This window comes from Pseudomonas sp. NFACC04-2 (assembly GCF_900119265.1).
GTDB lineage: Bacteria > Pseudomonadota > Gammaproteobacteria > Pseudomonadales > Pseudomonadaceae > Aquipseudomonas > Aquipseudomonas fluorescens_AA.
The window spans coordinates 1-24,770 of record NZ_FPJC01000028.1; the positions used below are offsets into that span (position 1 = coordinate 1).

Genomic DNA, 24,770 nt, shown 5'->3' on the forward strand with positions numbered 1-24,770 from the left:
GCCCCGTTAACCACGCTGGCCGAACGCAGGCATTGTGGAGTGGGCATCCCGGCATGGATGCCGGGATAGCCGCGCTGGGCCATGGATGGCCCTTCGCGGCGGGCCCACGGAACAATGCCTGCGTTCGGGCACACCGAGCCTAGGCGAGGTGCCGAGTGGTGGGGCTAAGACCTTTTGGTTACTTTTGGCTGGGCCGGCATTCCGGGCGTTTGCCAAAAGTGACCCGCCGTAAGGGCGGAACCCTAAGTGGCCGTTACCGCAGCAATGGATATGTACTCAGTCAAAAGGCTATAGACCGCTTCGCCAACAAGCCTCACCCCCAACGCCGAGGCTCCCCAACCAACTGCCCCTGCACCCCAAACAACCCCATCTCCCGAATCACCGCCAACTCCCCCTCCGTCTCCACCCGCTCGGCAATCAACGGCAAATCAATACTGTGGGCCGCCCGCTGGATCGCCTCGATGAACAAACGCTTATCACTTTCCTGATCAATGGCACGAATGTAACTGCCATCGATTTTCAAGTAAGCCAACCCCAGCCGCGACAAGTTGCCGATCATGCTGAAGCGCCCACCAAAGCGCTGCAGGCTCAAGGAGAAGCCAAGTTCGCGCAGACGCCGGGTCAACTGCTCCAGCACGGCCTGCTCCGGCAGTTGCTCTTCGCCAATCTCCAGGGTCAAGCGCGACCCAAGGTTGGAATGGGCCCGCAGGATTTCAAAGACTTTGTTCAGCGCCTGAGGATCGGCCAGGGTCGCGGAGGACAGATTCAGTGCCAGGGCTTGTTCGTGCCCGGCCATCTGCTCAAGCACCTGTTCAAGCATCAGACGATCCAGACGCGCGGTCCAGCCGAAACGCTCCAACCAGGGCAGGAAACGCCCGGCGGGGATGGTCTGGCCCTGCTCGTCCAGCAGCCGCGACAACACTTTGTAATGCAGCACTACCTGGGTGTCCTGGGCCGCTACCACCGGCTGGAAGTACAGCTCGAAGCGCTGATGACTCAAAGCCTGATCGAGCAAGGTGTGCCAGGCATGGTGATCGTCGCCGACGCTGGCCGAGGCACTGTGGTCCAGGCAGGCCCAACCCGGTTCGCCCTGGCTTTCGGCCTGGGCCAGGGCCTGATCGCCAAGCTGGAGCACCGCTTGCGGAGAGTCGCCATGGACGAACGGCGCCAACCCGATGGAGGCCACCGACGCCACGTCAGTCGCGCCGGTGGCGTGCAGGCTCGCCAGGGCGGCTTCGAGGTTCTGCGCCAGTTGCAGCGCCTCCTCGCGCACCAGCCCGGGGGCCAGCACCGCGAACTCGCCACCGCGAATACGCGTGACCAGGTTGAGGGTCTCCGGGTAGCGGGCGCATTCACGCTGCAATTGCTCGCCCACGGCCTGGAGCAACTGGTCGGTGCGCTGCCCGCCCAACCGCTGGTTCAAACCGGCCAGGTCCTTGACCCGCAGCAACAGCAGATAACCGGAACTGGCCTGCTCCGGGTTGCTCACCCGGGCGTTGAGCTGCATTTCGAAATAGCGCCGATTGGCCAGGCCCGTGAGGGTGTCCTGGTAGGACTCGACCCGCAGTTTCTCACTGCGCTCGGCCTGCTCCTGGAACAGCGCCTTGAGCTTCTCGACCATCTGGTTCATCGCCTGCACCACACGCCGCAGTTCAGGCGTGCGCGGCAGTTCTGGCAGGCTCAGGAACTCACGTCGGGCGATGGCATGGGACTGATGCACCATGTAGTCCAGCGGCTTGAGTTGGCGACGCAGCAGCAAGGCCCCCAGCACCGCGCTCACGGCGCCACACAGCAACAGCCAGCCCAGGCTGCCCAACGCGCTCTGCCACAGCTTGGCAAGGGCGAACATTGGGTGGCTGATCACTTCGACCCGCGCCGCCTGCTCCCAGCCGCGACTGACGATGGCGTCGCCACCGGCCGGTTCCAGGCCGATCAGCTTGACGAACCATTGCGGCACGCTGCCAGCGTCCGGCGTGCCGGTGCGCTCGACCAGGGTCTTGTCGGTGGCCACGTCGACCACGCGGATGGTCGCGTAGTAGCCGCTGTCGAAGATCGAGCTGACCATCAACTCCACCATCGCCGGGTCGTCGATGTTCGGCGTCAACGACAGCGCCAGCGCCGTGGCCGCGTCCTGGGCGTGGGAGCGCAATTGGTTGACGTACTGGGCCCGTGAGCTCTCCAGGCTGACCATGAAGCTGCCACTGAAGGCAACCACCAGGAACAGACAGATAGCGATCAACAGCTGTTTGAACAAGGACATCTGAGCGCGCGCTCCTAGTTAGTCGTCTCGACCGGAAAACCTTCGGCCTGCATTTTTTTCAATACATCCTGCCACCGGGACAGGCGCTTGGTGTCACCCACTTTCTTATTGCCCTTGGCGCCCGGCAGCCACAGCCCTTCGGCATTGAAAGAGTAGACCGGGAGCAAGTCGGTTCGCTGGCTGGCCGGCAGGATCCCGTCGATCAGGCTGTCGAGCACCAGCGGCATCGCCTCGGGCGTGGCGTAATAGGTGAGCACCATGTGGGCACGGTTCTGCCGCAAGGCCTTGACGTAGGTGATGCGCAGCTTGTCACTGGACACCCCGAGATGGCGCAGGCTGAAATACTTGGCGATGGCGTAGTCTTCACAGTCGCCGGCGCCTTTCCACAGGGCCTGGATCGGCGTTTCCCAATAATCGACTTCACGCCACAGGTCGATGTCTTCCACGTAGCGCACCTGTTTGTTGAAAAACAGGTTCACCACCTTGAGCTGTTCCAGTTCCGGGATCTGTTTCTGGGTCGCCAGCAATTGCTGCCACGCGTCGATCCGTTGCTGCCCTTCGCCCAGCGGGCCATATAACGCTTGCGCCCGCCGGCTGATCTGCGCAAAGTCCCAGTCGGCCCGCAGGCCGCCCAGCATCAGGCCGGCCAGCAACAATGCCGAACACAGCCAGCGCAAGGACCTGAGGACAGGGAACGGTGCAGCCAAGGGAAATACGTCCGAAAAGGGTCGTTGGAAATTCGTTGGATGGTGACGCCTGGCCCACCAAAAGACAATGGCAAGGTGCAATCACCGCAGGCAGACTAAACTTTAGTTCAGGAACCTCCGGTCGAGAGACTTTGACGTCTCGCCAACCTGTAACTAACGTGAGCCTGGATCCAATTTCTACTACCAATCAGGGTGCGTTGTCGTGACACAGAAGCCCAAGCCGCTTAGCACTATCCAGATCAACGGTCCCATTCCCGCTGACCAGGCACGCTCGATCATCGAAGGGTCTCTGCGCGAGGCCATCCTCGATGGACGCTTGCCTTGCGGTACCGCCCTGCGCCAGCAGGAACTGGCCGACCTGTTCGGCGTGAGTCGCATGCCGGTGCGCGAGGCGTTGCGCCAGCTCGAAGCGCAGTCGCTGCTCAATGTGGTTCAGCACAAAGGTGCCGTCGTGGCACCGTTGATCACCAACAATGCAGTAGAAACCTATGCCCTGCGTTCGGTCCTGGAGTCTTTCGCCTTGCGCCTGTCCATTCCCTTGCTCGATGACAGCGACCTGGCACTGGCCTACCAGTACATCGAACAGCTGGAAACGGAAACCAACCACGCCGAGATCGGCAAGCTCAACCGGCTGTTCCACATGTCGCTTTATCACAAGGCACCCAACGGCAAATTGCTGGACCTGATCGAGCGCGAGCTCAATGAAGAGGAGCGCTTCCTGCGCTTTCATCTGTCGTCCATGGGCCTGGGCAAGTTGAGCCAGGACGATCATCGCGCGCTGCTCGAGGCCGCGCGGGCCAAAGACATCGATAAAGCGATCGCACTGCTGGAACTGCATCTGGAAAAAGCCTCTGTCACCATGCGCCGGTACTTGGAACAGCCGCCGAAGCTGTGATCCCACGTCGGCGCTCCATCCGGCGTAAAAATTTCTTACATATCCTTCCGACTCACTTGTCGCCAGCGCGGCGCGGCCTGGCCGTGGCCGCGTCTCGTCGCCCCATCAGTTCAATGGCACTGCCATCGATTTGGGCTCACTCTTGCGCTTGTCGATTCAAAACAGACCTGAAGAAGTCAACGCCTGGCTGAGGCCAGGCGAATCGAAGCCAATACGCAAGGAGCGTCGTCCAACCGGCGGGATGATCGGATGTCCGACCGACGTCCTGCCCATAACATAAAACTTCCTTACTCCCCGATCCCTGAAGTGCTCCGAGTGAGGCATTCACTCGAACTATTCGATTCTGATACCGCTAAATCGGAAGGAGCTTCTTCGCCCCAATAAAACTTATATTAAAAGTTTTAAAACCCTTCTTCGCGCCCAATAAAACTTCAACTTTAAATAATTAAAAAAGTACTTGCCGCTTACTTGTTCCGTGTATTAGTTTTTTATTCGCCGCGTTACTGTCGGCCGTTCAGACTTGCTAAAACCCAAGCAAACAAGGGCATCGCAAGCCGAAAGCACGATCTAAAGAGAATGCTCAAGCCACTTTGGCAATTCATGGATTTCGGTTCAGGCACCCGCTCGCCTTCACTAACTAACGAGCCGCCCCCGAACAAAACATCATTGATGAGGACGTTCCAATGCAGCCATCCAAAGAACAACTATCTCTCAAAAAACACGAACTTGGCCAACATCCGGTTTTTTCCGAGATTACATCAATCGATCTGTTACGCCGTTTTATGGAAAGCCATGTCTTTGCCGTCTGGGACTTCATGTCGCTGACCAAGCGCCTGCAACGCGAGCTCACCTGTGTCCGCCTGCCCTGGCTGCCGCCGGCCGACCCCCACGCGGCCCGCTTGATCAATGAGATCGTGCTGGGGGAAGAGTCGGATGACCGCCCCGGCGCCGGCTATTGCAGCCATTTCGAACTGTACCTGGACGCCATGCGGGAAATCGGCGCCGATACCCGCGCCATCGAGCAGTTCATCACCTTGCAGCAGGAAGGCGTCAGCCCCGAGACCGCGCTGGACAGTGTCGAGGTCGAGCCGGCGGCGGCGCGGTTCGTCCGCCAGACCTTGCACACCGCCCTGCACGCCCCGGCCCACAGCGTGGCCGCCGCCTTCGTGCATGGTCGCGAGAGTGTCATCCCGCAGATGTTCCAGCGAATGTTGGACGCCTGGGGCATTGGCCTGGATCAGGCACCGACCTTTCGTTACTACCTGCAACGGCACATCGAAGTCGATTCCGAAGACCACGGGCCGGCAGCGGAAAAACTGTTGGCACGGCTGATCGATGGCGACCCGCAGCGGGAAACCGAAGTGCTGGCCGCCGCGCTCGCCGCCGTCCACAGCCGCGCGGCCTTGTGGGACGGCCTGCGCCAGAGCATGACCCAACCGGTTGCGCAGGTGATGCCATGAACGCCATCCCCTACCAATCCTTCGCCGATGCCTGGGAAAGCCGCGCCACGATCCGTACTCGACCACGGCGCCGGGTCGAAGACGACGACAAGCTGATCTTCCCCATGAGCCGCCAACCGCTGGTGCACAGCCAGACCTTCCTCAGCCACTGTGCGCAACTGCGGGACTTTGTGCTGGTGCAGAGCCTCTACAAGTTCATCAACGACGTGGTGATTTTCGAGACCGAACTGGTGGACCACACCGCCCGGCGCATCGCCAAGAACCGCTTCGGCATCGAATTCCCGTTCGCCTGCCGCTACGACGCGATGACCGTGGTGGTGGACGAGGATTACCACGCGCTGGTGGCGATGGACTTCATGCAGCAGACCATCGACATGACCGGCATCGAGCCCATCCCATTGCCTGGGCAGATTGAACTCAGCCGCGCCATACCGGCGACCCTGGCCCGAGCGCCGGAGCATTTGCTCAGCGCCGTGGAGCTGATCTGCATCGCCATTGCCGAGAACACCGTGACCAACGAGGTGGCCGCCTTCGCCCGGGACGATTCGGTCAAGGCCTCGATCAAGGGGTTGATGGCCGATCACTTGCTCGACGAGGGCCGGCACTCCGGTTTCTGGACGCGACTGGTGCAGATCTACTGGCGCACCGCGCCCGAAGAGGATCGCGCGGCGATCGCGCGCTTGATGCCCGGTTTCATCGCCCAGTACCTGGCGAGCGACCTGCAACAAGCATTCGACTTCGAGCTGATCGCACACCTGCCCGTCGACGAATCGGTACGCCAGTCGCTGCGTGAAGACGCCAGTGCGCTGGCGTACCCCATCAATCGTTTTCACCCGTTGGTGGGCAACATCACGCGCTTTTTCCGCGGCAGCTCGATGCTCGCGTCCCCCTGCGTACGCGACGCCCTTGCCGATTACCTGACCCCATGAGGACCTTTCGATGAGACGCCTCGACATTGCAGTGCCTGGCACCAGCCAGGCCATGACCGAACTGGCCCGGGAACTGGAGCTGCACGGCCACGCAGTGGTTCGGCACTCGCCAGCCGACCACGACGCGGTCGACCTGTTGATCGACGACGGGACGACACCGCGAGCCATTGAAGCCCGTTCATGCCTCCAGGTCCGCGTGGCGCTGTGCACGCTGCCCGGTGAAGCATTGCCGCAACCGGTGCTGGTTTTTCGCGACAGTGCGCAGCGGCTGTTGTGCCAGGAAGCGATCGCGCCGCAACACGATGGCAATGGCCAGTCCTTGCGCCTGCGTACGCTGGCGACGCTGGTCGAGACCGGCGCACGGCTGGTCAGCCAGTTATCCCGGGACGAAACCTGTTTCGATCACTGGCCAACGGTGCACGCTGACGCTGTCGACCCGCCCCTGCTCGGGCTCGATGCGCTGGAGCCGCTGGCCTTCGAGCACGGCCTCAATCGGCCGGCAGTGCCCTGGCTGTTGGCCGCCGCCGACGTGCCGGTGATGCACAGCATCGAACAGCGCCTGCTCGATGACGCCACGCAACCAGCCTTGTGGGTCGATGGGCATTTCATCGACTACAAATCCTTGCGCCGCCTGGCGCTGGGGTTGCAACAGGCCATGCTCGCCCGCCTAGGCCCGGCGACCGACCGCCCGTTGGTGATCGGCGTGTGCCTGCCCAAGTCCGCACACCTATACGCAGCGATCCTCGCGGTGCTGGGTTGCGGCGCGGTGTACCTGCCGCTGGACCCGCAACACCCGGCGCAACGTCGACGCTTTGTCCTGGACAATGCCCAGGCGGACCTGCTGCTGCACGACGGCAACAGCGACCTCGGCGACCTCTCGCTGCCAACGCTGAATGTCCATCAACTGCCAGCGCCCAAGCCCGGCATCCCGGCCTCGCTGATCCGGCGCGTGGTGAACATCGACGAGCCGGCCGTGGCGATCTACACCTCTGGCACCACCGGCCAGCCCAAAGGTGTGTTGCTCAGCCACCGCAATCTCAGCCATTTCTGTGCCTGGTACAGCGATTACGTCGGGTTGCGGCGCGACAGCCGGGCGTTGCAGTTTTCCACCATCAACTTTGACGCGTCGCTGCTGGATATCCTGCCGACCTTCATCCACGGCGCCCTGCTGGTGGTGCCCAGCGAAGACCAGCGCCGCGACCCGCAGCAATTGGTCGCGTTGATTCACCAGCAGCACGTCAGCCATGCCTTTTTGCCGCCTGCGCTGCTGAGCGTCATGCCCCTGGACATGCCCCTGGACATGCCGCTGGGCCTGACGCACCTGATCACCGGGGGCGATGTCTGCGAGCCGTTCGTGATCGAGCAGCTCGCGCCACAATGCCAGTTCCACAACATCTACGGCCCGACCGAAACCACGGTGCTGGCGACCACACGCCAGTTCGGTGTCGGCGACAACAACCGCAACCTCGGCGTGCCCATCGCCAATGGCCGGGTCCTGATCCTGGACGAACAATTGCAACCGGTTCCCCAAGGTGTCCCCGGCGAGTTGTACATCGCCGGCCCGGGCGTCGGTCTCGGCTATCTGAACGATCCTGCGCTGACCGCGACGCGTTACCTCGACCTGACGCTGCCCACCGGGCAAGCGCTGCGGGTCTATCGCACCGGCGATATCGGCCAGTGGACCGACAACGGCATCGAACTGTGTGGCCGCCGTGATAACCAAGTGAAGATCCGCGGTTTTCGGGTCGAGCCCGAGGAAATCGAACACTGCCTGCGCGACAGCCAGCTGTTTCGCCAGGTGGCGGTGGGGGTCGATGAAAAGCGGCGGATCCTGGCGTTCCTGGTTCACCCCGAACAAGCACACCCCGGCGCGGCCCTCCAGGCGCTGCGCGAGCATGTGCAGAACAGTTTGCCCAGCTACATGCACCCGGCGGCCTACGTCGAATTGCCCAGCCTGCCCTACACCAGCAACGGCAAGGTCGATCGCCGGGCATTGCTCGCCATGGCGGTGCAGGTGCACGCCGACGGCCAACGGCGCCAGCCGCAGAACGCCCTGGAAACACAACTGCAGCAACTGTGGGCCGAGCTGCTTGAATTGCCAATCGAGGACATTGCCACCGACGAGAGCTTCTTCAACCTGGGCGGGCACTCGATCCTGCTGTCGCGACTGCTGCTGAGCATCCGTCAGGTATTCGGCCGCAGTCTGTCGATCAACCGCTTCATCGAAGCGCCGACACTGATGACCTTGGCGAAGCTGCTGGACGACCCGGAACACAGCAGCGCATCGATCCTCAGCCCCCAAGCTTTCATCGATGCCGAGGCCGAGCTCCACCTCGATCCTCTGCCCATCAGCCAATGCGGCGATGTGCACAAGGTGGTGGTGACCGGTGCCAACAGCTTTCTCGGCGTGCACATCGTCGAAGCGCTGCTGGCCTGGGGCGCCACCGAAGTCGCGTGCCTGGTGCGCGCGAGCGCCGAACACAGCGCGGCCGAACGTTTCTCCCAGGCCCTGCGGGACAATCACCTGACCCATCTGGACCTCGATCGCGTCAGCGTGTACGCCGCCGACATCACCCAACCGCAATTGGGTTTGCCGGACGACGTCTATGCCCGCATCGACAGCACGTTCGGCGCGCTGGTGCACAACGCGGCCCACGTCAACCATGTACTCGACTACGCGTCGTTGGCACGGGACAACGTCGAGCCGATTTTCGAATGCCTGCGCCTGTGTGAAGGGCGCAGCAAGAAAATCTTCAATTTCGTCTCCACGCTGTCCGCCTCCAGTGCCCTGGACGCCAATGGCCAGGTGCTGGAACAGCCTGCCGCCGAGACGCCGCCGATCTACATCAAGAACGGCTACAACCTGTCCAAATGGGTCGGCGAACGGATCCTGCAACGGGCCCGTGACCGCGGGGTGTGGGTCAATCTGTTCCGCCCCGGCAACATCAGCTTCAACAGCCTGACCGGGGTCTGTCAGCCCCACAAGAATCGCTTGATGTTGATGCTCAAGGGCTCGATCCAGCTCGGCCAGGTGCCAGACCTGTCACTCAATTTCGACCTGATGCCAGTGGACTTCCTGGCCCGCTTCATTGCCTTCCACGCCAGCCGCTACCAGCCCACCCAAGCGGTGTTCAACCTGCACAACCCGCAGCCTTTGAGCTGGGACGCTTACGTCGCGTCGTTCCGCGACAGCGGCCGGGAATTTTCGCTGGTGAGCGTCGCCGAGTGGCAACGGCAACTGGCGCGGGTCGATGCCGACAATGCGTTGTTTGGCGTGCTGGGTTTCTACCTCAACGGCTTCGAGGAAGACATCGGCGACATCTCGCTGATCAGCCACGACAACGCCCGTGCCGGCGTGCGGCAGATGGGCGCCAGCTACCCGGAAAAGTCGCCGGCCCTGCTACGTCGCGGCGCCGACTACCTCAAGGCCATCGACTTCATTTGAAACACCCTCAACCCAAAGCAAGGAGCAAGACCATGACTGCATTTCAACCCGACACCCTGATCAAAAACCCCCACGCCTGCCAGGTCGAAACCTCGGTGGAGGTCACGGCCGACGCGGCGCGCGTCTGGGACGTGGTGGGTGATTTTGGCGGATTCAACCGTTTCATCCCGGCCCTGGAACACATCGAAATGACCGGCGAGGGCGTGAGGTCCCTGCGCAAGAAATTCTTCCGCGATGGTCAGAACCTGGTGGTGGAACAACTCAACAGCCGTGACGACCAGGCCATGCACATGAGCTGGACGCTGATCTACAACACCCTGGGCATCGACAACCTATGGGCGGCCATGCGCGTCGAACCCCTGGCGGGCAACCGCTGCCGCGCCACCTGGACCATCATCGCCGACCACACCGACGCCCACACCCCGTCAGGCTTCAGAGATTTCCTCCAAGGCTTCGCCGATGCGGCGATGGGAAATGTGCAGGAGATGTTCAAGTAAGCACCAGTCCCTAGTGGGAGCGGGCTTGCTCGCGAAGGCGGTGGGTCTGATGGCGATGATGGTGGCTGTACCGACGTCATCGCGAGCAAGCTCGCTCCCACATTGAGTTGGCGTGACCCCAAGATCCAGGCTCACCGCCAATCCCCTGTGGGAGCGAGCTTGCTCGCGATGGCGGTGGCTCGGCTTGCGACTGAGGTCAGATCTTGAAGCTGTCCACCAGTTGCTTCAGTCGATTGGCCTGTTGGGACAAGGCATCGCAATCCTTCAGGGTTTCATTGAGGTTGGCCACGCTTTGCTGGTTCAGCAGGTTGATGTGGCTGACGTCCATGTTGAGGGTTTCGACCACGGCGGTCTGTTCTTCGGTCGCGGCGGCCACCGACTGGTTCATGCCGTCGATTTCACCAATGCGCTGCGTCACGCTGATTAACCGCAGGCCGGCCTGGTTGGCCACTTCCACGCTTTCTTCGCTGGAGGTCTGACTGGCGTTCATCGTGGTTACCGCTTCACGGGAGCCGACTTGCAGCGAGGTGATCATCTTGTGGATTTCTTCCGCCGACTCCTGGGTACGGTGCGCCAGGTTGCGCACTTCATCGGCCACCACCGCAAAACCGCGCCCGGCTTCGCCAGCACGGGCCGCTTCGATGGCAGCGTTCAGGGCCAGCAGGTTGGTTTGCTGGGAGATGCCCTTGATCACGTCCAGGATGTGCCCGATGTTGTCGGTGCTGGCGTTCAGGGTTTCGATCTGGGTGCACGAGAGGCTGATCTTCTGCGACAGCTCGGTCATGGCCTGGATGGTTTTTTCCACCACCTGGCGACCGTCATCGGCCTGTTCGCTGGCACCGCTGGCATGCTGCGAGGCATCGGCGGCATTACGGGCGATTTCCTGGGTCGCGGCGCCCAACTGGTTGATGGCCGCAGCCACGCTGTTGGTGCGGGCACTCTGTTCATCCGAGCCGACGAGCGAAGCGTTGGACGAGGTCATCACCCGCTGCGACAGGTCATGCACCTGGCGGGTAGCGGAAGACACTTCCGAGATCGACGCATGAATCCGCTCCACGAACTGGTTGAACGAACCACCCAGCACCGCGAACTCATCTTTGCCCTGCACCACCAGGCGCCGGGTCAGATCGCCCTCGCCCTGGGCTATGTCCTGCATGGCGCGCCCCATGGTGGTCAACGGGCGCATCAATACCTGGATCAGCATGCTCAGCAGCAACGCAATGGCCGCCACCGCGACGAACATCGCAATCAACGCCGACGTACGGAACTGGCTCAACGGTGCGTAGGCCTTGGCCTTGTCGATCGACAGACCGATGTACCACTCAGCATTCGGCAGGCCCGCCACCGGGGTGAACGAAAGAATGCGGTCCTTCCCATTCAGCTCAACCTCCTGGATACCCTTGCCAATGCGCACCGGGGTGCCGGGGTAGATGTCCTTGAGGTTCTTCATCACCTGGTCTTTGTCCGGGCTGACGATCACCTGACCGTCGCCGCTCACCAGGAACGCATGGCCGATACCACCGAAGTCCACGGAGTTGATGATTTTCACCAGGGTTTCCAGGCTCAAGTCGCCGCCCACCACACCGAGCAGTTCGCCGTTGTGCTTCACCGGCAGGGCAACGGTCACCACCAGGCCACCCACCGCCGCCAGATAAGGCGGGGTCAGCATGGTTTTATCGGCGGTCACCGCCTGTTTGTACCAAGGGCGCTGACGCGGGTCGTAGCCGTCAGGCATTTTCGCGTCAGGCCGTTGGGTAAACACACCATTGGCCTGGCCCACATAAGTGAACTGGAAGTTCGACGTCAGCGCCGGTTGGTCGACCAACCCCGGCAAATCGGCAGTCGCCCCCTGATGCGCGATGTTTTGCGCCAGGTTTTCCAACACCAGTATCCGGCCACTCATCCAGTTCTGAATGCTGCTGGCCGTCAGGTCGCCGGATTGCTCGATGGACGATTCAAGGCTGCGGCCAATGGTGTTGCGCTGCAAATAATCGTTGTAGAGCGTGAACAGGGCAAAAGCCAGAACCACCACACCAGAGGCGGCGAGAAGGATTTTGTGGCTGAACTTTAGATTCATCTATGGGGCTTCTTATGCAAGGAGTGGGGGTGCATTCCAGATTGCAACGTTCCATATACAGCGCGGGCGGTTGTCAATCCGCTCCACTTTGGTGCACGCATATCAGTCTGTCGGCAAGCCTGTACAAATAATTAGGGATTCGAAGAAATAGACGACGGGAGGACAAGGCAGGCGAACGGTGGTTGCAAATTCGCCGGGCGATGATGACAATGCGACCTATTATCATTTGTAACATCCAGGCCGTCGCGTCCATGTCATCTCCCGAGTTTGCAGTACAGGCGCTCTACAGCCGGCATCACGGCTGGCTCAATACGTGGCTGCGCACCCGGCTGGGCAATGCCGCCGACGCGGCGGACCTGGGCCAGGACACCTTCGTGCGCCTGTTGCAGCGTAGCGAACGCCTGGAGCTTCGGACCCCACGCGCCTTTTTGCGCACCATCGCCCAAGGCCTAGTGATCGACCATTGGCGGCGAGCGGAAATCGAACGCGCCTACCTGGAAACCATCGCTCACCTGCCCGAAACCGAAACCCCAGGCGCTGAAGCCCAGGCCTTGATCCTGGAACTGCTCGAAGCCATTGCCAGGATGCTCGAAGGTCTCAAGCCGAAAGTGCGCAGGGCTTTTCTGTTGGCCCAGTGCGAAGGCCTGACGTACAAGCAGATCGCCGAACAGATGGGCATCTCGTTGCGCTCGGTGGAGCGCTACGTCGCCGATGCGCTGTACCACTGCTATGTGTTGCGCTATGAAAGCTGAGCTGGCGGAACACTTGCAGAGCCGCCGCAACGGCCCGTCGCAACAGGTGGTCAGGCAGGCGATCAACTGGCTGTTGCGCCTGCGCAATCACACCGCTCACCCGACCCTGCGCCAAGAGTGCGACACCTGGCGCGCCGCCCACCCTGAACACGAACTGGCCTGGCAACGGGTGCAATCGCTGCACAGCGAATTGACCTCGAACCTGCGGGCGGTGCCCGGTGCCCATATCGCCCTGGACACCCTGGAAAACAGTGCCCAGCGCCTCAGTCGTCGCCAGGCTCTAAAGTTTCTGTCGGGCATCGCCGTGATGAGCGGCGCGGCTTGGCTGGGCAAGGACCTGGGCTGGCAAGCGTGGAGCGCTGACTTCGCCACCGCCACCGGTGAACGCCGAGGTTTCCAGTTGCCGGACGGCACGCGGCTTGAGCTCAATACGCACAGCGCCGCCGACCTGGACTTCAGCGCCCGGCAGCGCCTGATTACCCTGGCCCGCGGCGAAATCATGGTCACCTGTGGCCGCGACCCGGGGCGGCCGCTGCTGGTGAAAAGCAGGCATGGCCTGTTCGAAGGGCTGGAGGGGCGCTTCGTCGTGCGCCAGGACAGCGATTGCACACGCTTGAGCGTCACCAGCGGACACGTCGTCATCCGTTCGCACCCCAGCAGCGATGGCCCGCCCATCCAGGTCGAGGCCGGACAAAGCTATCTGGTCACTGCATCGACAGCGGCCCTGGCACCGCCGCTGGACATGGACGCAGGCGCCTGGGCCGACGGCTTGATCATCACGCGCAACATGCGCCTGGAAGACTTCCTCAATGAAGTAGGACGCTACCGCCCGGGCTATCTGCACTGCGCGCCGTCGATCGCCGACCTGCGCCTGTCGGGGGTGTTCCGCTTGGAGGACACCGACAAATTGCTGGCCGTCCTGCCCCGCACGCTCCCGGTACAGTTGCGCTATCGAACCCGTTGGTGGATCACGGTGGAACGCCTGGCTTGATTTTTTTTGGCGGGTTTCAGGCCGGCGTCCGGCTAGGACAGTAAGCAACCCTTATCTGCCTTCAGCGACTCCTACGGAACCTACAATGACTGAGCGCGTACTTCTCAAGAACCCCTTCGGCTTCTCTTCGCAACCGCGCCTGTTGCGCCAGGCGATTCATGCCGCGCTGTTCTCCACGGCACTGGGCGTCAGCGTCGTGCCGATGCTCACGTTGGCCGCACAAAACGGCGTGACCGCCAGCCATCAGAGCTACAACATAGCCCCGGGCCCATTGAGCGATGTGCTGAACCAGTTCGCCCGCCAGGCCGGGATCACCCTGGCAAGCACCCCGGCGCAAACCGGCGGCGTCCAGTCCCCGGGGCTCAAGGGCGAGTATTCGCCCGACCAGGCTCTGAGGCAGTTGCTCAGCGGCTCAGGATTGGTTGCCGTCAGCCAGGATGGCAGCAGTTACGTGCTGCAGACCGAGACGGCTGGCAGCACACTGGAATTGCCGAGCACCGACATCAAGGGCTTCTCCCTGGGTAACGCGTTGGGCAGCATGGAAGGCTACAACGCGACCCACAGCCAGGTCGCCACCAAGACCAGTACCGCCCTGCGGGAAACCTCCCAGAGCGTGTCGGTGGTCACCCGCGAACAAATGGACGACCAGGGCGCGCAAACCGTGTCCCAGGCCATGCGCTACACCCCCGGCGTGCTGACCAACCCCTACGGCGCCACCCACCGCTACGACTATGTGGCGATGCGCGGCTTCAACGACGGCTCGGTGGATAACATCTACCTCGACGGCCTCAAGTCCATGGGTGACAGCGGCACCTACAGCTCCATGCAGGTCGATCCGTACTTCCTGGAGCGAGTCGACATTCTCAAGGGCCCGTCCTCGGTGCTCTACGGCCGCAGTTCGCCGGGCGGCCTGGTGGCGCTGACCAGCAAGAAGCCGCTGTACGAGGCCTATCACCAGATCCAGGCCACGGTCGGCACCCAAGGCCAACGCGGCATGGGCTTCGACTTCAGCGGCCCGGTGGATGACGAAAAACGCGTCACCTATCGCCTGATCGGCCTGGCGGACAGCTCCGACACCCAGTTCGACCACAACAAGGAAAAACGCTTCGCCCTCGCCCCCACGGTGAACATCGACTTCAGCGAGGACACCTCGCTGACCCTGCAAACCTACCTGCAGCATGACCCCGACGGCGGCTACCACGGAGGCATGCCGGCCAACGGCACCTTGCATCAGCGCAACGGCCAGCGGATTTCCGAGCACTTCTTCGAAGGCGAACCCGGTATCGACCGCTATGAGCGTGACCAACAGTCGTTCGGCTACCAATTCGAACATCGTTTCAACGATGTCTTCACCGCCCGGCAGAACTTCCGTTACCTGGACTCCAAGGTCACCAACGATCAGGTCTATGCCTACGACTGGACCACGCCCACCAGCAACGAGCTGAACCGCTACTACACCGGTGCCGAAGAAAAGCTCCATTCCTTCATTGTCGATAACATGCTGCAAGCCGAATTCTTCACTGGCGCCACCCAGCACACCGTACTGATGGGCGCCGACTATCAGCGGCGCAAAACCGTGGTCGACTGGACCAGCGGCAGCCTGGCGCCGATCAACGCCTTCGACCCGGTCTACGGCAACTCGGCCATCAGCTACTTCAGCCCCACCAGCTACCTGCGGCGCCTGGAGCAGACCGGCGTCTACCTGCAAGACCTGATCGAAATGGACAAGTGGCGCTTCTCCCTCGGCCTGCGCCAGGACTGGGTGCAAACCTCGGATGAGAACCGCATCGCTGAGTTCGGCCGTCCGGAAGGCACCGAGATCAACGACAAACGCACCAAGCTCACTGGCCGTGCCGGGGCGCTGTACCTGTTCGATAACGGCCTGGCGCCGTACATCAGCTACTCCGAGTCGTTCAACCCGAACTCCTATGCCGACAGCGCCGGCAACCCGCTGCCGCCGACCGATGGCAAGCAGTGGGAACTGGGGTTGAAGTACCAGCCGCCGGGCACGGATGATTTGTACACCGCCTCGCTGTTCCGCATCGACCAGGAAAACCTGGCGACCAAACTGCCCCAGGACAACTTCTACCGCGCCATCGGTGCCGTGCGCTCCCAGGGCCTGGAGCTGGAAGCGCACCTGCAGTTGACCGAACAATTCAAAGTGCTGGGCAGCTACACCTTCACCGACATCGAATACTCGAAATCGATGGTCAGCACCCTCAGCACGCCCACCGACATCATCGAAAACAAGGGCAACTCACCGACCCAGGCCCCGCGCCACATGGCCTCGGTCTGGGCGGACTACAAGTTCGACAGCGGCGCCCTCGATGGCCTGCGCCTGGGCGGCGGCGTGCGCTATGTCGGCTATAGTTGGGCCGATGCGGAGAACACCATGAAGGTGCCGTCCTACACGTTGTTCGATGCCTCGGTGGGGTATGACCTGGGCAAGGTCGGCTTGAAGGGCGTGGACGTGCGCCTGAACGCGAACAACCTGACGAACGAAAGCTACGTCGCCTCGTGCGCGAGCCTGAGCTATTGCTACATGGGCGAAGAGCGCAATGTGGCGGCGACGGTGAGTTACCAGTTCTAAGCGTCACCCGTTCCCCGTGGCGAGGGAGCTTGCTCCCGCTGGACGCGAAGCGGCCCGTTTTTTGGGGCTGCTGCGCAGCCCAGCGGGAGCAAGCTCCCTCGCCACAGGTTCTGTTCTGGCCCTTCGGATGGGTTAACTTCAAACCCGAACCGTATCCCCTTCCTCCCGCACCACACCTTCCTGGCGCACAAACCGATTCGCCCGCCCGAACGTGCCGAAGTCATTGAACCGCACGCCCATCTCCCGCATCACCTTGTGCGCCACCGGCACCGTCAGTTGGCGAATGTAGAACGGTTCCTTCACCACGAAATGATGAATGCCATGACTGCTGCCGAAGTTGAAGCAGAACGCTTGCAACGGCCACAACCACCAGGGATTGAGCACCTGGGTTTGCTGGATGACGTTGCCCGGCTCGATGTCGCCATAGTAGTGCATGTTCGAACTGACGAAATGCAGGCAAAAGGTGCGCAACACGTTCGGCCCGATGATCACCACCGCCGCGATGTCGATCACCTGCATCGTCGCCAGCGTGGTGGCCGACCAGTCAATTGAAGTGCCCAGCAGACTGGCGACACCGTTGGCCCCGTGGAAACCGAGGAACACATACCAGGCCCCCCAGTGCAGCAACGCCAGCGGGAAATAAACCTTCAGCGTACGCTTGAGGATGCTGCGCTTGTGCGCCCATGTCTTGGCCCGCAGCAGGCGGATGAACGCTGACATCACGTTGTCGCCCACCATCAGCAACCGCGCCAGCCCCCAGGGTTCGCCGTTGGTGATCGCCCGTTCCTCCATGTCGGCCTCGCTGCCGGACACCTTGTGATGGTTGAGGTGCAGGTGGCGGCGGATCCACGGGTTGATTGTGCTCGGCCGCGCCAGCCACACCAGGCCCATCATCAGGTTGTGGGGCAGGCGCTGCTTGCGGAAATACATGCTGTGGATCAGGTCGTGTTCCAGCTCGTGGGTCAGGGACGCGAAAAAACCGTTGAGCAACAGGCACGCCCACCCGGCCAGGTGACCGTTGATGTAGAGCAGCGCCGAACCGATCATCCCAGCCAGGGCCAGCGCCAGGATGCCCGCGCCCAACGCATCCTGCTGACGCAGGATCGGATAACGCTGGCGCAACTCCTCACCCCGGGCCAAGACCACCTGGCGAATATGGGCGGATCGCTGTTGTGCATTCAATCGCTCGGGGCTTGCGCAAGTGCCGTGCATGGCTTACATCCTCTGTTAGAGATGTGCTCATCCTGCCGGGCGTTGTCCCATGGGGTGGTAGCCGTAAACGCCAACCTGTTGACCGCAAGCGCCAATCGTCATGACTGAACCGACCTCCCTCGCCAGCTGGACCCGCGCCCTGCGCAAGCAGCTCGATGCATTGGGCCTGGACAGCCATGCCCTGTGCGTCGAGGCGGGTCTCGACCCGCAATGGATGGACGACCCGAACGCCCGTTATCCACTCTCGGCCACCACGCGCCTGTGGGCATTGGCCGTGCAGGCCAGCGGCGACCCGGCCATCGGCCTGCGCGTGTCGCGCTTCGTCAGCCCCACCACGTTTCACGCACTGGGTTACGCCCTGGTGGCCAGCGGCAGCCTGCGGGAAGTGTTCGAGCGGATCGTGCGCTATCACCCGGTGGTCAGCGATGCGCTGACCCTGCAACTGAGCCGCGGCGAAGACCGCTACCGCTTCAATCTCGATGTGCCCCAGAGCAGTCCGTCACCGGCCTTTGAAGCCATCGATGCATTCGCGGCGATTTACGTGCGCACCTGTCGCAACCGCCTCGGCCGTGATTACGCGCCACTGGCGGTGTACCTGCGCCGCCCGGAACCGGCGGACCCCAGCCCATGGCACAAGGTGTTTCGCTCGCCGGTGCATTTCGGCGCCGCCCAGGATTGCCTGGAGTTCAACCTCAGCGACTTCGACAGCCACCTGGACGACGCCAACCCGGAACTGGCCGAGCACAACGAAACGGTGCTCGAACGTACCCTCGCGCAGCTCAAGCCGCTGACCTGGGAGCGCAAGGTGCGAGCGGCCATCGAGGCCCAATTGCCCGAAGGCGAACCCAGCGCCGAACGCATCGCCCAGACCATGCATCTGAGCCTGCGCAGCTTGCAACGGCACTTGGCCGACGAGGGCTGTCGTTTCGACGCACTGCTCAATGAGTGCCGGGAAAACCTCGCACTGCTGCACCTGCGCGATCCTCAATGCTCACTGAGCGAAGTCAGCTACCTGCTGGGCTTCGCCGATACCAGCAGCTTTAGCCGCGCGTTCAAGCGCTGGACCGGGATGACGCCGGGGCAGTTTCGGGATGGGTTGCGCTAGGGACTTGTTGCGCCTGGGCTGGCCCTATCGCGAGCAAGCTCGCTCCCACATTGGGAACGGCGTGACCGCGATATCTGCGGCAACACAAAGCTCGCTCCCACAGGGGTCAGGTCGATTTCAGATTGTGGTCAACCCGCGCAACCGCTCGATGTCGAGGATTTCGATCTCGCCATAACTCAGGTGGAGAATGCCCTGGGCCTGCAAGTCCTTGAGGATCTGGTTGGTGGTCTGGCGTGACAGCGAAAGCATCAATGCCAGTTGCTCCTGGGGCAGTTGCAAGATCCGGCGCGCCGGTTCGATTTCGCCGTAGCCTTCGGCGATCATCAGCAGGCGGTGGGCCACGCGGGCCGGGGCGGGCATCAGGCTCAGCTGTTCGAGGTTGATGAAGGTCAGGCGCAGCTTGTGACTCATCAACAACGCCAGATGCCGCCAGTAGATCGGTTGCGCTTGCAGGAAGGCCAGCAACGGCGCCTGCGGCACGTGCAGCAACGTACATTGACCCACCACGATCGCATCGTGGGTCCGTGGCTGGCCATCGAACAGGCAGATTTCACCGAACCAGTGGGGCGCTTCGATCATACTCAGCAGTGCCTCCTTGCCCTGCTCGTTCACCGCGCCTACCCGTACCGCGCCTTCCAGCACAGCATACAGGCCGCAAGGCGGATCGCCGCGCTTGAACAGCCCATGGCCCGGCGGTAGGCGGCGCACCCGCGACATCGCCAGCAGACTGTTCTGTAACTCAGCAGGCAAATGGCTGTACCAGTGACCGGCCATCAGGTGCGAGTGCCAGGGATGCGCGTTCATGGAAACTCCGGGATAAGTGTCGGCTAGCTGACAGAACATCGTGTGGAACCTGGGCATCATGCAGGCATCACCTCAGGAGGAACAACAATGAAAAGCCTCGTCGATCATCTCAGTCAATATGCCGCGTACCACCGTGATCCGCGCAACATCGCCAGTCATTTCATCGGGATCCCGCTGATCTTCGTCGCCGTCGCCGTGCTGCTGTCACGCCCCGGCTGGCCAATGGGCGCGGTGCTGGTGTCGCCAGCGCTGCTGGCGGCGGTGGCCAGTGCCTGGTTCTACCTGCGCCTGGAGCTGCGCCTGGGGGTGCTGATGACGGTGCTGCTGGGCCTGGCGGTATGGCTGGGCCAGGTGCTCGCCGGGCAAAGTACATGGGTATGGCTGGGCAGTGGCCTGGGGATGTTTGTGGTGGGGTGGGCGATCCAGTTCGTCGGTCACTATTACGAAGGCCGCAAACCGGCGTTCGTCGACGACCTCACCGGGTTGATTGTCGGGCCGTTGTTCGTGGTGGTGGAAGCGGGCTTCCTGCTGGGGCTTCGCAGCGAACTGAAGCGGGCCATCGAAGAGCGTGTCGGGCCGGTGGCGTTGCGCAACCAGCGTTCGGCGGCGTGAAAAACCATGCCCCTCTGTGGGAGCGAGCTTGCTCGCGATTGCGCTCGGCCAGACACATCCGTGTCGACTGATTCACCGCTATCGCGAGCAAGCTCGCTCCCACAGGAGTCAGGCCTTACCGCTCAAGCGTTACAGGGCACCAAACTCGACCCGTATCGTCAGCGCGCCGGTATTATCTTTCAGGCCAGACCCGTGCTGCCCGGTCAGGTCATCGTTGATGCACAGCTGCAGCTCCCCTTGCTGGTCGCCCGGCACCTGCGCCAGATCACCCACCAGGAACGGCTTGCCACCGTTGCCCACACGACCGATCAAGGCGCCTTCGGCGGCACCGGGCAAGGCATAGCTGCTGTAGTCGATGTGCCTCGAACCCCCATTGCCATCGACATTGCCGCCCTGCGGACTGGCACACCATAGCCCACTGACGTAGCGGACCAGGCGCGGTACCAACCCGTTGACCTGCACGCCAGTGCCCTGCCAGGCGATGTTGGATTGGACTTGCATCGTCACCGCCTTCAGGTCATTGGCCACGGTATCCCCAGCCTGAAACGACAGGGCCGCAATCGTCAGGCTCGGGTTCGAGGTGCCCGTACTGGGGAACACGCCATCGCCCACCAGGAACAGGTTCTTGTGGTCCCAACTGCGCTGGTCCTTGTCCACCACTGACTTGGCCGGATCATCGCCCATGCGGTAGGTGCCCATGAGGTGCCCCGCGCCCTGGAAACTGTACTCGTCACCTTTGTAGGTGAATTTGCCTTGGCCAATGGGTACCGTCAGCTCCACGGCACCGAGCAGCTCCGTAATGATCTTCGTGGCCAACACTTTCGCCTGCCTGAAACCTTCCTTGGTGTAATCGGAGAGGTCATAGTGGATTTCCGGGCGCAGAAGGCCAAGCCCATCCGTGTAGCCATCCGTCGAAGGCACGATGTAGCAATTGGAGTGATCGGGATTGTCCTCCACCTGCTCCACCAGGAACCCGATCCGAAACTGGCGGGTGAACAGGTCATTGAGTTTTTGAATCAGTGCCGTACCGTAAAGCACTTCACTGGGCAGCGGCGGTTTCTGTGTCGATGGCAATGGGTTGGTGCGGCTGTTGTTATCCCCATCGATAAAATCGGCGACGGTGACGTAAGGGTCGCCCACCGGCCAGTTCCAACCCTCGTTACCGATCTCGATGCGCCACGCCGCTCGCTGGCTGCGAAAGTCGCCGTCACGCAAGCTCTCGATGCCCGCCGTGGACACCGGGCCACGATACGGAAAGACCGACTTGCCTTCCGGCATCAGCCCCCACGCCAGGTAAATCGGATGGTCGGACAGGCTGCGTCCCACCTGCCCACTGCTGTTGGCCACACCGTTGGGCCAGTCCGGGGTCTTGGAGTTGAGCAACAATTTAGGGGTTTCGATGGCATGGGCGGCGATCACGTAACGTTGTCCGACAGCCACCCCATTTCCCGTCTTCGGCCCCTCGCCGAGTTGATATTGAATGAATTCGATGCCATTGATGTTCTTGTCCGGACCCACGTTCACTTTGCTGGCCACGGTCCGGTACATGACCCGGACCTTGCCGGTGCCCAGGGCTTTGTTCATGGTCACTGTAGCGTCGTACTTGGCCTGGATCGGGCAGATCGGCGTGCAGTTGGTATTGCCGGCACACACCCGGCGCCCGGCGTAGGGCTGGGAGTTGCGTCCGGCCGGCGTCGGGCTGACCACCAGTGGCAAGCCGTCGAACGCCTGCCCCGTCACCGCCGCGACAAAACTGCCATCGACCAGCGACAACGGAATGCTGTGCATCGGGAATGAATAGCCCTCGGGGAAAGTCATGCCCAGGTAGGCCTGGTCGGCGACATTGGCCGACACCCCGATTTCCGCCTCGGCCCGGCAATAGGCACTTTGCAGGTCGTCGTAGCCGATCGGCCAGTCGACCCCGACGTGGTACTTCGTCTTCAGGCGAAAATCGTTCGGCACCATGCGCAGGCACGTCCCGACCCAATGCCAGGTCGTCCCGCCGCCTACCCGTTCATAGGTGCTGTTGAACGGCAGCGGACCTTTCTGCACCAGATAGCTGACGTTGTGATCGTTCCAGCCCTTGATCAAGTCGGCGATAGTAGCCCGAGGCGCATTTTCCTTGGTCGGATCTCGCGGCGTGTCCAAGGTCGATACCGGAGGGTAGGGCGATTCCGGGGTTTTCAGGGTGGCGGTGTAGAAGCGCTCCAGGTATTGCGCACGGTTGACCGGGATCTCCGGACCCGATTCGAGGACCAACACATCCACGCCGGCCATGCCCAACTGATACGCGATGATGCTGCCGGCCAGTCCTGCGCCAACGATGACCACCTCTGCTTGTTCGGTACTCATGACGAGGCTCCTTGTGAGTGAGCGGGCACCCCGGTGTAATCCTCGAGGCTCGGTGGCGTCGTGTTCCAATAGCCGAAAAACATCTCGCTGTAGCCCATGGGGTGGGCCTGGGCAATTTTCCAGGCCCAGCTCTGGATGTAGGCCTGATCGGAGACCACCGTCTGGTCTTTCTCCTTGAAACTCCCCGCGTCATAGGGTTGGTACCAGACCCCCAGCAACCACAGCTTCATGATTGAACGCGCGGCCAGCACGGTTTTCGGGAGGACCGGCTGCACTCCGATGTCCACCAACACTTTGTGGGCAATCAGATCGGGATGAGACTTTTCAGCCGCCTGCGCGGCGAACTGGGATAGCAACGCATCGAGTACCTCCGGCGTGATTCGCGGCGTGATGAACGCAAGAAAGATCGGCGGCAGTCCCACCTGGTCGATCGCCGGTGCAAGCCGATCAGTGGGAATGCCGGTCAGGGCCGATGAAAGGCCAATGAAATTCTCCAGATCACTGCTCATGGCTGACTCCTTGTCGCGCCGGTGGACTGTGCGCGCTCGAGCAAATAGGTGAAGTCCGCAAAACTGGTACGCGGAGATTCGGTGACATGGGTGGCGGCATTGCCGTGACACGCCATACAACTGGACGACGCCTGGGGCACGGTGCCCTGGATGTAGGTTTCCAGCGTGGCATTGGCCAGGAATAACGGGGCCGGACTGCCCAGCGGGTTGGCGGCCGATATCTGACAGTTCGACGATGGGGCCGACGGCCACTGGGTACTGATCAATTGATAATTGGCCCAGACGCTCTGCGGATTGACCGTTCGCAACAGGGCTTGATAACGCGTGTTCAGGCTTTTGGTGGCCTCGGTCAGCGGCACTTCGCGCACGATCTGCGAAGGCGTCGCTTTCACTGCCGGGTTCCACGGCCGCGGTGGAGGCTGGTTGATCTCGCTCTTGCTGGCGGCGTTGTAGAACAGATACGGGCCCACCCGTTGGTCAAGGGGCGTGGATTTTTCCGGCACGTTGTTCACATGTTCAAAAGTCGACCATACCCATTGCGCGGCACTGTTGGTCTTATGAACGATGTGCAACCCCACCAGCCCGACCGGCTCTGACTTACACGACTCTTCGACAATCGGCCCTTTGTTCGGATCGCTGTTTCCCGGCGTATAGACCAGCGCATTGACCGTATGGAAATCCTGCGTCCGATCATTGCCACCCAGGACTTTCCACGAAGCCTTCACCATCAGCGCACCGACCTGCTTGGTATTGGAGGATCCGCAACTGAACGCCACGGCGTTGGTCGGCTTGGCGGCGAAAAACTGCTGCTGGCCTTCAATGCTGTACAGACCGTTGTCGACGATCCCGTTGAACATCGATTGATTGACCACGATTTCGTTGCGTGTGTAGGTGCCGTTCTGATCCACCAACGGACCGCTTTCGAAAGGTTGGATAAACTCATCCAGCACATCGGGAACCTTGCCCATCTGCTGCAGCAAGCGACCCGGCTTGAGCGACTTGCACGCATCAGGCAGGGTTGCTGGCGCATTCCAGGGCAGCGGCGCCTGGCCCTTGGCCCGGAAGATCTGGTAACTCTCCTTCCAGCTTTCCCACACCGTGGCGCCATCCTGCTTGCCAATGGGCGTGCCGGTATTCGGATCACCGTTATCCAGCGCTGGCCAGTTCAGGGCGATGAAGGTCTGCCATGACAGGTCATCGAAATCGGCTTGCAGGCTGGGCAGTGAAACCGGTTTGGTCACCGTGACATCGAAGGGTATCTGGGGGGACAACGAAGGGGCGGCGCTGGCGGCCGGGACCAGCAAGGCACTTAGCAATGCACAGCCCAGCGGGCCGTGCCGACTGACTTCCATTCTCATACTTCATCTCCTTGGCATCAGGGCGCCAGGAGATAACACCGGTCCGTCGTTGGACTCTCTCTCGCCTCCTGGCAAGTCAGAGTCTAGGTAGGGTTTGATTCAAGAACAGATGAAAAAGTAGAACCGATTGAAGCAAGGGCGAGCGGTATTATTCAGATTCGGAGGAAGTAGGCTGTGCCGTCGCCATCGCGAGCAAGCTCGCTCCCACAAGGTTT

The 24,770-nt window shown here is 61.9% G+C and carries 18 protein-coding genes; 10 read left to right on the top strand and 8 right to left on the bottom strand.

The window, feature by feature from the left end:
• Window positions 1-313: 313 nt before the first annotated feature.
• Window positions 314-2,260 (bottom strand): cyclic di-GMP receptor LapD, encoded by a 1,947-nt coding sequence (gene lapD, locus BT125_RS25600; RefSeq protein WP_072411610.1) that lies wholly within the window; start codon window positions 2,258-2,260, stop codon window positions 314-316.
• Between the two features lie 14 nt (window positions 2,261-2,274).
• Entirely contained in the window at window positions 2,275-2,898 is a 624-nt protein-coding gene (gene lapG, locus BT125_RS25605) for a cysteine protease LapG (RefSeq protein WP_370873791.1), read from the bottom strand.
• A 271-nt stretch (window positions 2,899-3,169) separates the two neighbouring features.
• On the opposite strand from lapG, the gene BT125_RS25610 reads away from it, so the two are divergent.
• From BT125_RS25610 to BT125_RS25630, 5 genes are all read left to right on the top strand, one after another.
• Complete coding sequence (locus BT125_RS25610; RefSeq protein WP_072411615.1) at window positions 3,170-3,862, top strand: GntR family transcriptional regulator; 693 nt, start codon at window positions 3,170-3,172, stop codon at window positions 3,860-3,862.
• Between the two features lie 683 nt (window positions 3,863-4,545).
• The gene (locus BT125_RS25615) at window positions 4,546-5,322 is read left to right on the top strand and encodes a DUF3050 domain-containing protein (protein WP_072411617.1); all 777 of its coding nucleotides are present in this window, start codon (window positions 4,546-4,548) and stop codon (window positions 5,320-5,322) included.
• Window positions 5,319-6,251 carry a diiron oxygenase gene (locus BT125_RS25620; protein ID WP_072411619.1) on the top strand — a complete coding sequence of 311 codons (933 nt, stop codon included), beginning with the start codon at window positions 5,319-5,321 and terminating at the stop codon, window positions 6,249-6,251. Before BT125_RS25615 ends, BT125_RS25620 begins: the two co-directional genes overlap by 4 nt.
• A 10-nt stretch (window positions 6,252-6,261) precedes the next feature.
• The gene (locus tag BT125_RS25625) at window positions 6,262-9,696 is read left to right on the top strand and encodes a non-ribosomal peptide synthetase (RefSeq protein WP_072411621.1); all 3,435 of its coding nucleotides are present in this window, start codon (window positions 6,262-6,264) and stop codon (window positions 9,694-9,696) included.
• A gap of 32 nt (window positions 9,697-9,728) precedes the next feature.
• Window positions 9,729-10,193 (top strand): SRPBCC family protein, encoded by a 465-nt coding sequence (locus BT125_RS25630; protein ID WP_072411623.1) that lies wholly within the window; start codon window positions 9,729-9,731, stop codon window positions 10,191-10,193.
• 196 nt (window positions 10,194-10,389) lie between these two features.
• Here BT125_RS25630 and BT125_RS25635 read toward each other — a convergent pair whose 3' ends face one another.
• On the bottom strand, window positions 10,390-12,270 hold the full coding sequence (locus BT125_RS25635) for a methyl-accepting chemotaxis protein (RefSeq protein WP_072411625.1): 1,881 nt from the start codon (window positions 12,268-12,270) through the stop codon (window positions 10,390-10,392).
• A 251-nt stretch (window positions 12,271-12,521) separates the two neighbouring features.
• Here BT125_RS25635 and BT125_RS25640 point away from each other — a divergent pair, with 251 nt between their 5' ends.
• From BT125_RS25640 to BT125_RS25650, 3 genes are all read left to right on the top strand, one after another.
• Window positions 12,522-13,022 (top strand): sigma-70 family RNA polymerase sigma factor, encoded by a 501-nt coding sequence (locus BT125_RS25640; protein WP_072411627.1) that lies wholly within the window; start codon window positions 12,522-12,524, stop codon window positions 13,020-13,022.
• Window positions 13,012-14,013: a FecR domain-containing protein gene (locus BT125_RS25645; protein WP_072411629.1), complete on the top strand. Its 1,002-nt coding sequence runs from the start codon at window positions 13,012-13,014 to the stop codon at window positions 14,011-14,013. The genes BT125_RS25640 and BT125_RS25645 overlap by 11 nt, the downstream gene beginning before the upstream one ends.
• Window positions 14,014-14,098: 85 nt before the next feature.
• Window positions 14,099-16,603, top strand: a complete 2,505-nt coding sequence (locus BT125_RS25650) for a TonB-dependent siderophore receptor (protein ID WP_072411631.1) — start codon at window positions 14,099-14,101, stop codon at window positions 16,601-16,603.
• A gap of 138 nt (window positions 16,604-16,741) precedes the next feature.
• Here BT125_RS25650 and BT125_RS25655 read toward each other — a convergent pair whose 3' ends face one another.
• Entirely contained in the window at window positions 16,742-17,815 is a 1,074-nt protein-coding gene (locus BT125_RS25655) for a fatty acid desaturase (RefSeq protein ID WP_072411633.1), read from the bottom strand.
• Between the two features lie 100 nt (window positions 17,816-17,915).
• On the opposite strand from BT125_RS25655, the gene BT125_RS25660 reads away from it, so the two are divergent.
• A complete protein-coding gene (locus BT125_RS25660; protein ID WP_072411635.1) occupies window positions 17,916-18,920 on the top strand; it encodes an AraC family transcriptional regulator in 1,005 nt (334 codons plus the stop codon).
• 117 nt (window positions 18,921-19,037) lie between these two features.
• On the opposite strand, the gene BT125_RS25665 is transcribed toward BT125_RS25660, so the two are convergent.
• Complete coding sequence (locus BT125_RS25665; RefSeq protein WP_072411637.1) at window positions 19,038-19,724, bottom strand: Crp/Fnr family transcriptional regulator; 687 nt, start codon at window positions 19,722-19,724, stop codon at window positions 19,038-19,040.
• A gap of 87 nt (window positions 19,725-19,811) precedes the next feature.
• Here BT125_RS25665 and BT125_RS25670 point away from each other — a divergent pair, with 87 nt between their 5' ends.
• Window positions 19,812-20,336, top strand: coding sequence for an Mpo1 family 2-hydroxy fatty acid dioxygenase (locus BT125_RS25670; RefSeq protein WP_072411639.1), 525 nt, complete (start codon window positions 19,812-19,814; stop codon window positions 20,334-20,336).
• A gap of 129 nt (window positions 20,337-20,465) precedes the next feature.
• Here the strand turns inward: BT125_RS25670 and BT125_RS25675 are convergent, their stop codons facing one another.
• From BT125_RS25675 to BT125_RS25685, 3 genes are read right to left on the bottom strand one after another with little or no spacing between them, the layout of a single operon-like run.
• Entirely contained in the window at window positions 20,466-22,688 is a 2,223-nt protein-coding gene (locus BT125_RS25675) for a GMC oxidoreductase (RefSeq protein ID WP_072411641.1), read from the bottom strand.
• On the bottom strand, window positions 22,685-23,197 hold the full coding sequence (locus BT125_RS25680) for a sorbitol dehydrogenase (protein WP_072411643.1): 513 nt from the start codon (window positions 23,195-23,197) through the stop codon (window positions 22,685-22,687). Before BT125_RS25680 ends, BT125_RS25675 begins: the two co-directional genes overlap by 4 nt.
• Window positions 23,194-24,555, bottom strand: coding sequence for a cytochrome C (locus tag BT125_RS25685; protein ID WP_072411645.1), 1,362 nt, complete (start codon window positions 24,553-24,555; stop codon window positions 23,194-23,196). Before BT125_RS25685 ends, BT125_RS25680 begins: the two co-directional genes overlap by 4 nt.
• Window positions 24,556-24,770 lie beyond the last annotated feature (215 nt).

What these genes read in the sequence shown, in the direction of transcription:
- BT125_RS25615 (WP_072411617.1), top strand. Translation starts at nt 4,546, where the DNA reads ATGCAGCCATCCAAAGAACAACTATCTCTCAAAAAACACGAACTTGGC.
- lapD (WP_072411610.1), bottom strand. Translation starts at nt 2,260, where the DNA reads ATGTCCTTGTTCAAACAGCTGTTGATCGCTATCTGTCTGTTCCTGGTG.
- BT125_RS25640 (WP_072411627.1), top strand. Translation starts at nt 12,522, where the DNA reads ATGTCATCTCCCGAGTTTGCAGTACAGGCGCTCTACAGCCGGCATCAC.
- BT125_RS25670 (WP_072411639.1), top strand. Translation starts at nt 19,812, where the DNA reads ATGAAAAGCCTCGTCGATCATCTCAGTCAATATGCCGCGTACCACCGT.
- lapG (WP_370873791.1), bottom strand. Translation starts at nt 2,898, where the DNA reads ATGCTGGGCGGCCTGCGGGCCGACTGGGACTTTGCGCAGATCAGCCGG.
- BT125_RS25675 (WP_072411641.1), bottom strand. Translation starts at nt 22,688, where the DNA reads ATGAGTACCGAACAAGCAGAGGTGGTCATCGTTGGCGCAGGACTGGCC.
- BT125_RS25630 (WP_072411623.1), top strand. Translation starts at nt 9,729, where the DNA reads ATGACTGCATTTCAACCCGACACCCTGATCAAAAACCCCCACGCCTGC.
- BT125_RS25660 (WP_072411635.1), top strand. Translation starts at nt 17,916, where the DNA reads ATGACTGAACCGACCTCCCTCGCCAGCTGGACCCGCGCCCTGCGCAAG.
- BT125_RS25650 (WP_072411631.1), top strand. Translation starts at nt 14,099, where the DNA reads ATGACTGAGCGCGTACTTCTCAAGAACCCCTTCGGCTTCTCTTCGCAA.
- BT125_RS25665 (WP_072411637.1), bottom strand. Translation starts at nt 19,724, where the DNA reads ATGAACGCGCATCCCTGGCACTCGCACCTGATGGCCGGTCACTGGTAC.
- BT125_RS25620 (WP_072411619.1), top strand. Translation starts at nt 5,319, where the DNA reads ATGAACGCCATCCCCTACCAATCCTTCGCCGATGCCTGGGAAAGCCGC.
- BT125_RS25680 (WP_072411643.1), bottom strand. Translation starts at nt 23,197, where the DNA reads ATGAGCAGTGATCTGGAGAATTTCATTGGCCTTTCATCGGCCCTGACC.
- BT125_RS25635 (WP_072411625.1), bottom strand. Translation starts at nt 12,270, where the DNA reads ATGAATCTAAAGTTCAGCCACAAAATCCTTCTCGCCGCCTCTGGTGTG.
- BT125_RS25645 (WP_072411629.1), top strand. Translation starts at nt 13,012, where the DNA reads ATGAAAGCTGAGCTGGCGGAACACTTGCAGAGCCGCCGCAACGGCCCG.
- BT125_RS25685 (WP_072411645.1), bottom strand. Translation starts at nt 24,555, where the DNA reads ATGAGAATGGAAGTCAGTCGGCACGGCCCGCTGGGCTGTGCATTGCTA.
- BT125_RS25625 (WP_072411621.1), top strand. Translation starts at nt 6,262, where the DNA reads ATGAGACGCCTCGACATTGCAGTGCCTGGCACCAGCCAGGCCATGACC.
- BT125_RS25655 (WP_072411633.1), bottom strand. Translation starts at nt 17,815, where the DNA reads ATGCACGGCACTTGCGCAAGCCCCGAGCGATTGAATGCACAACAGCGA.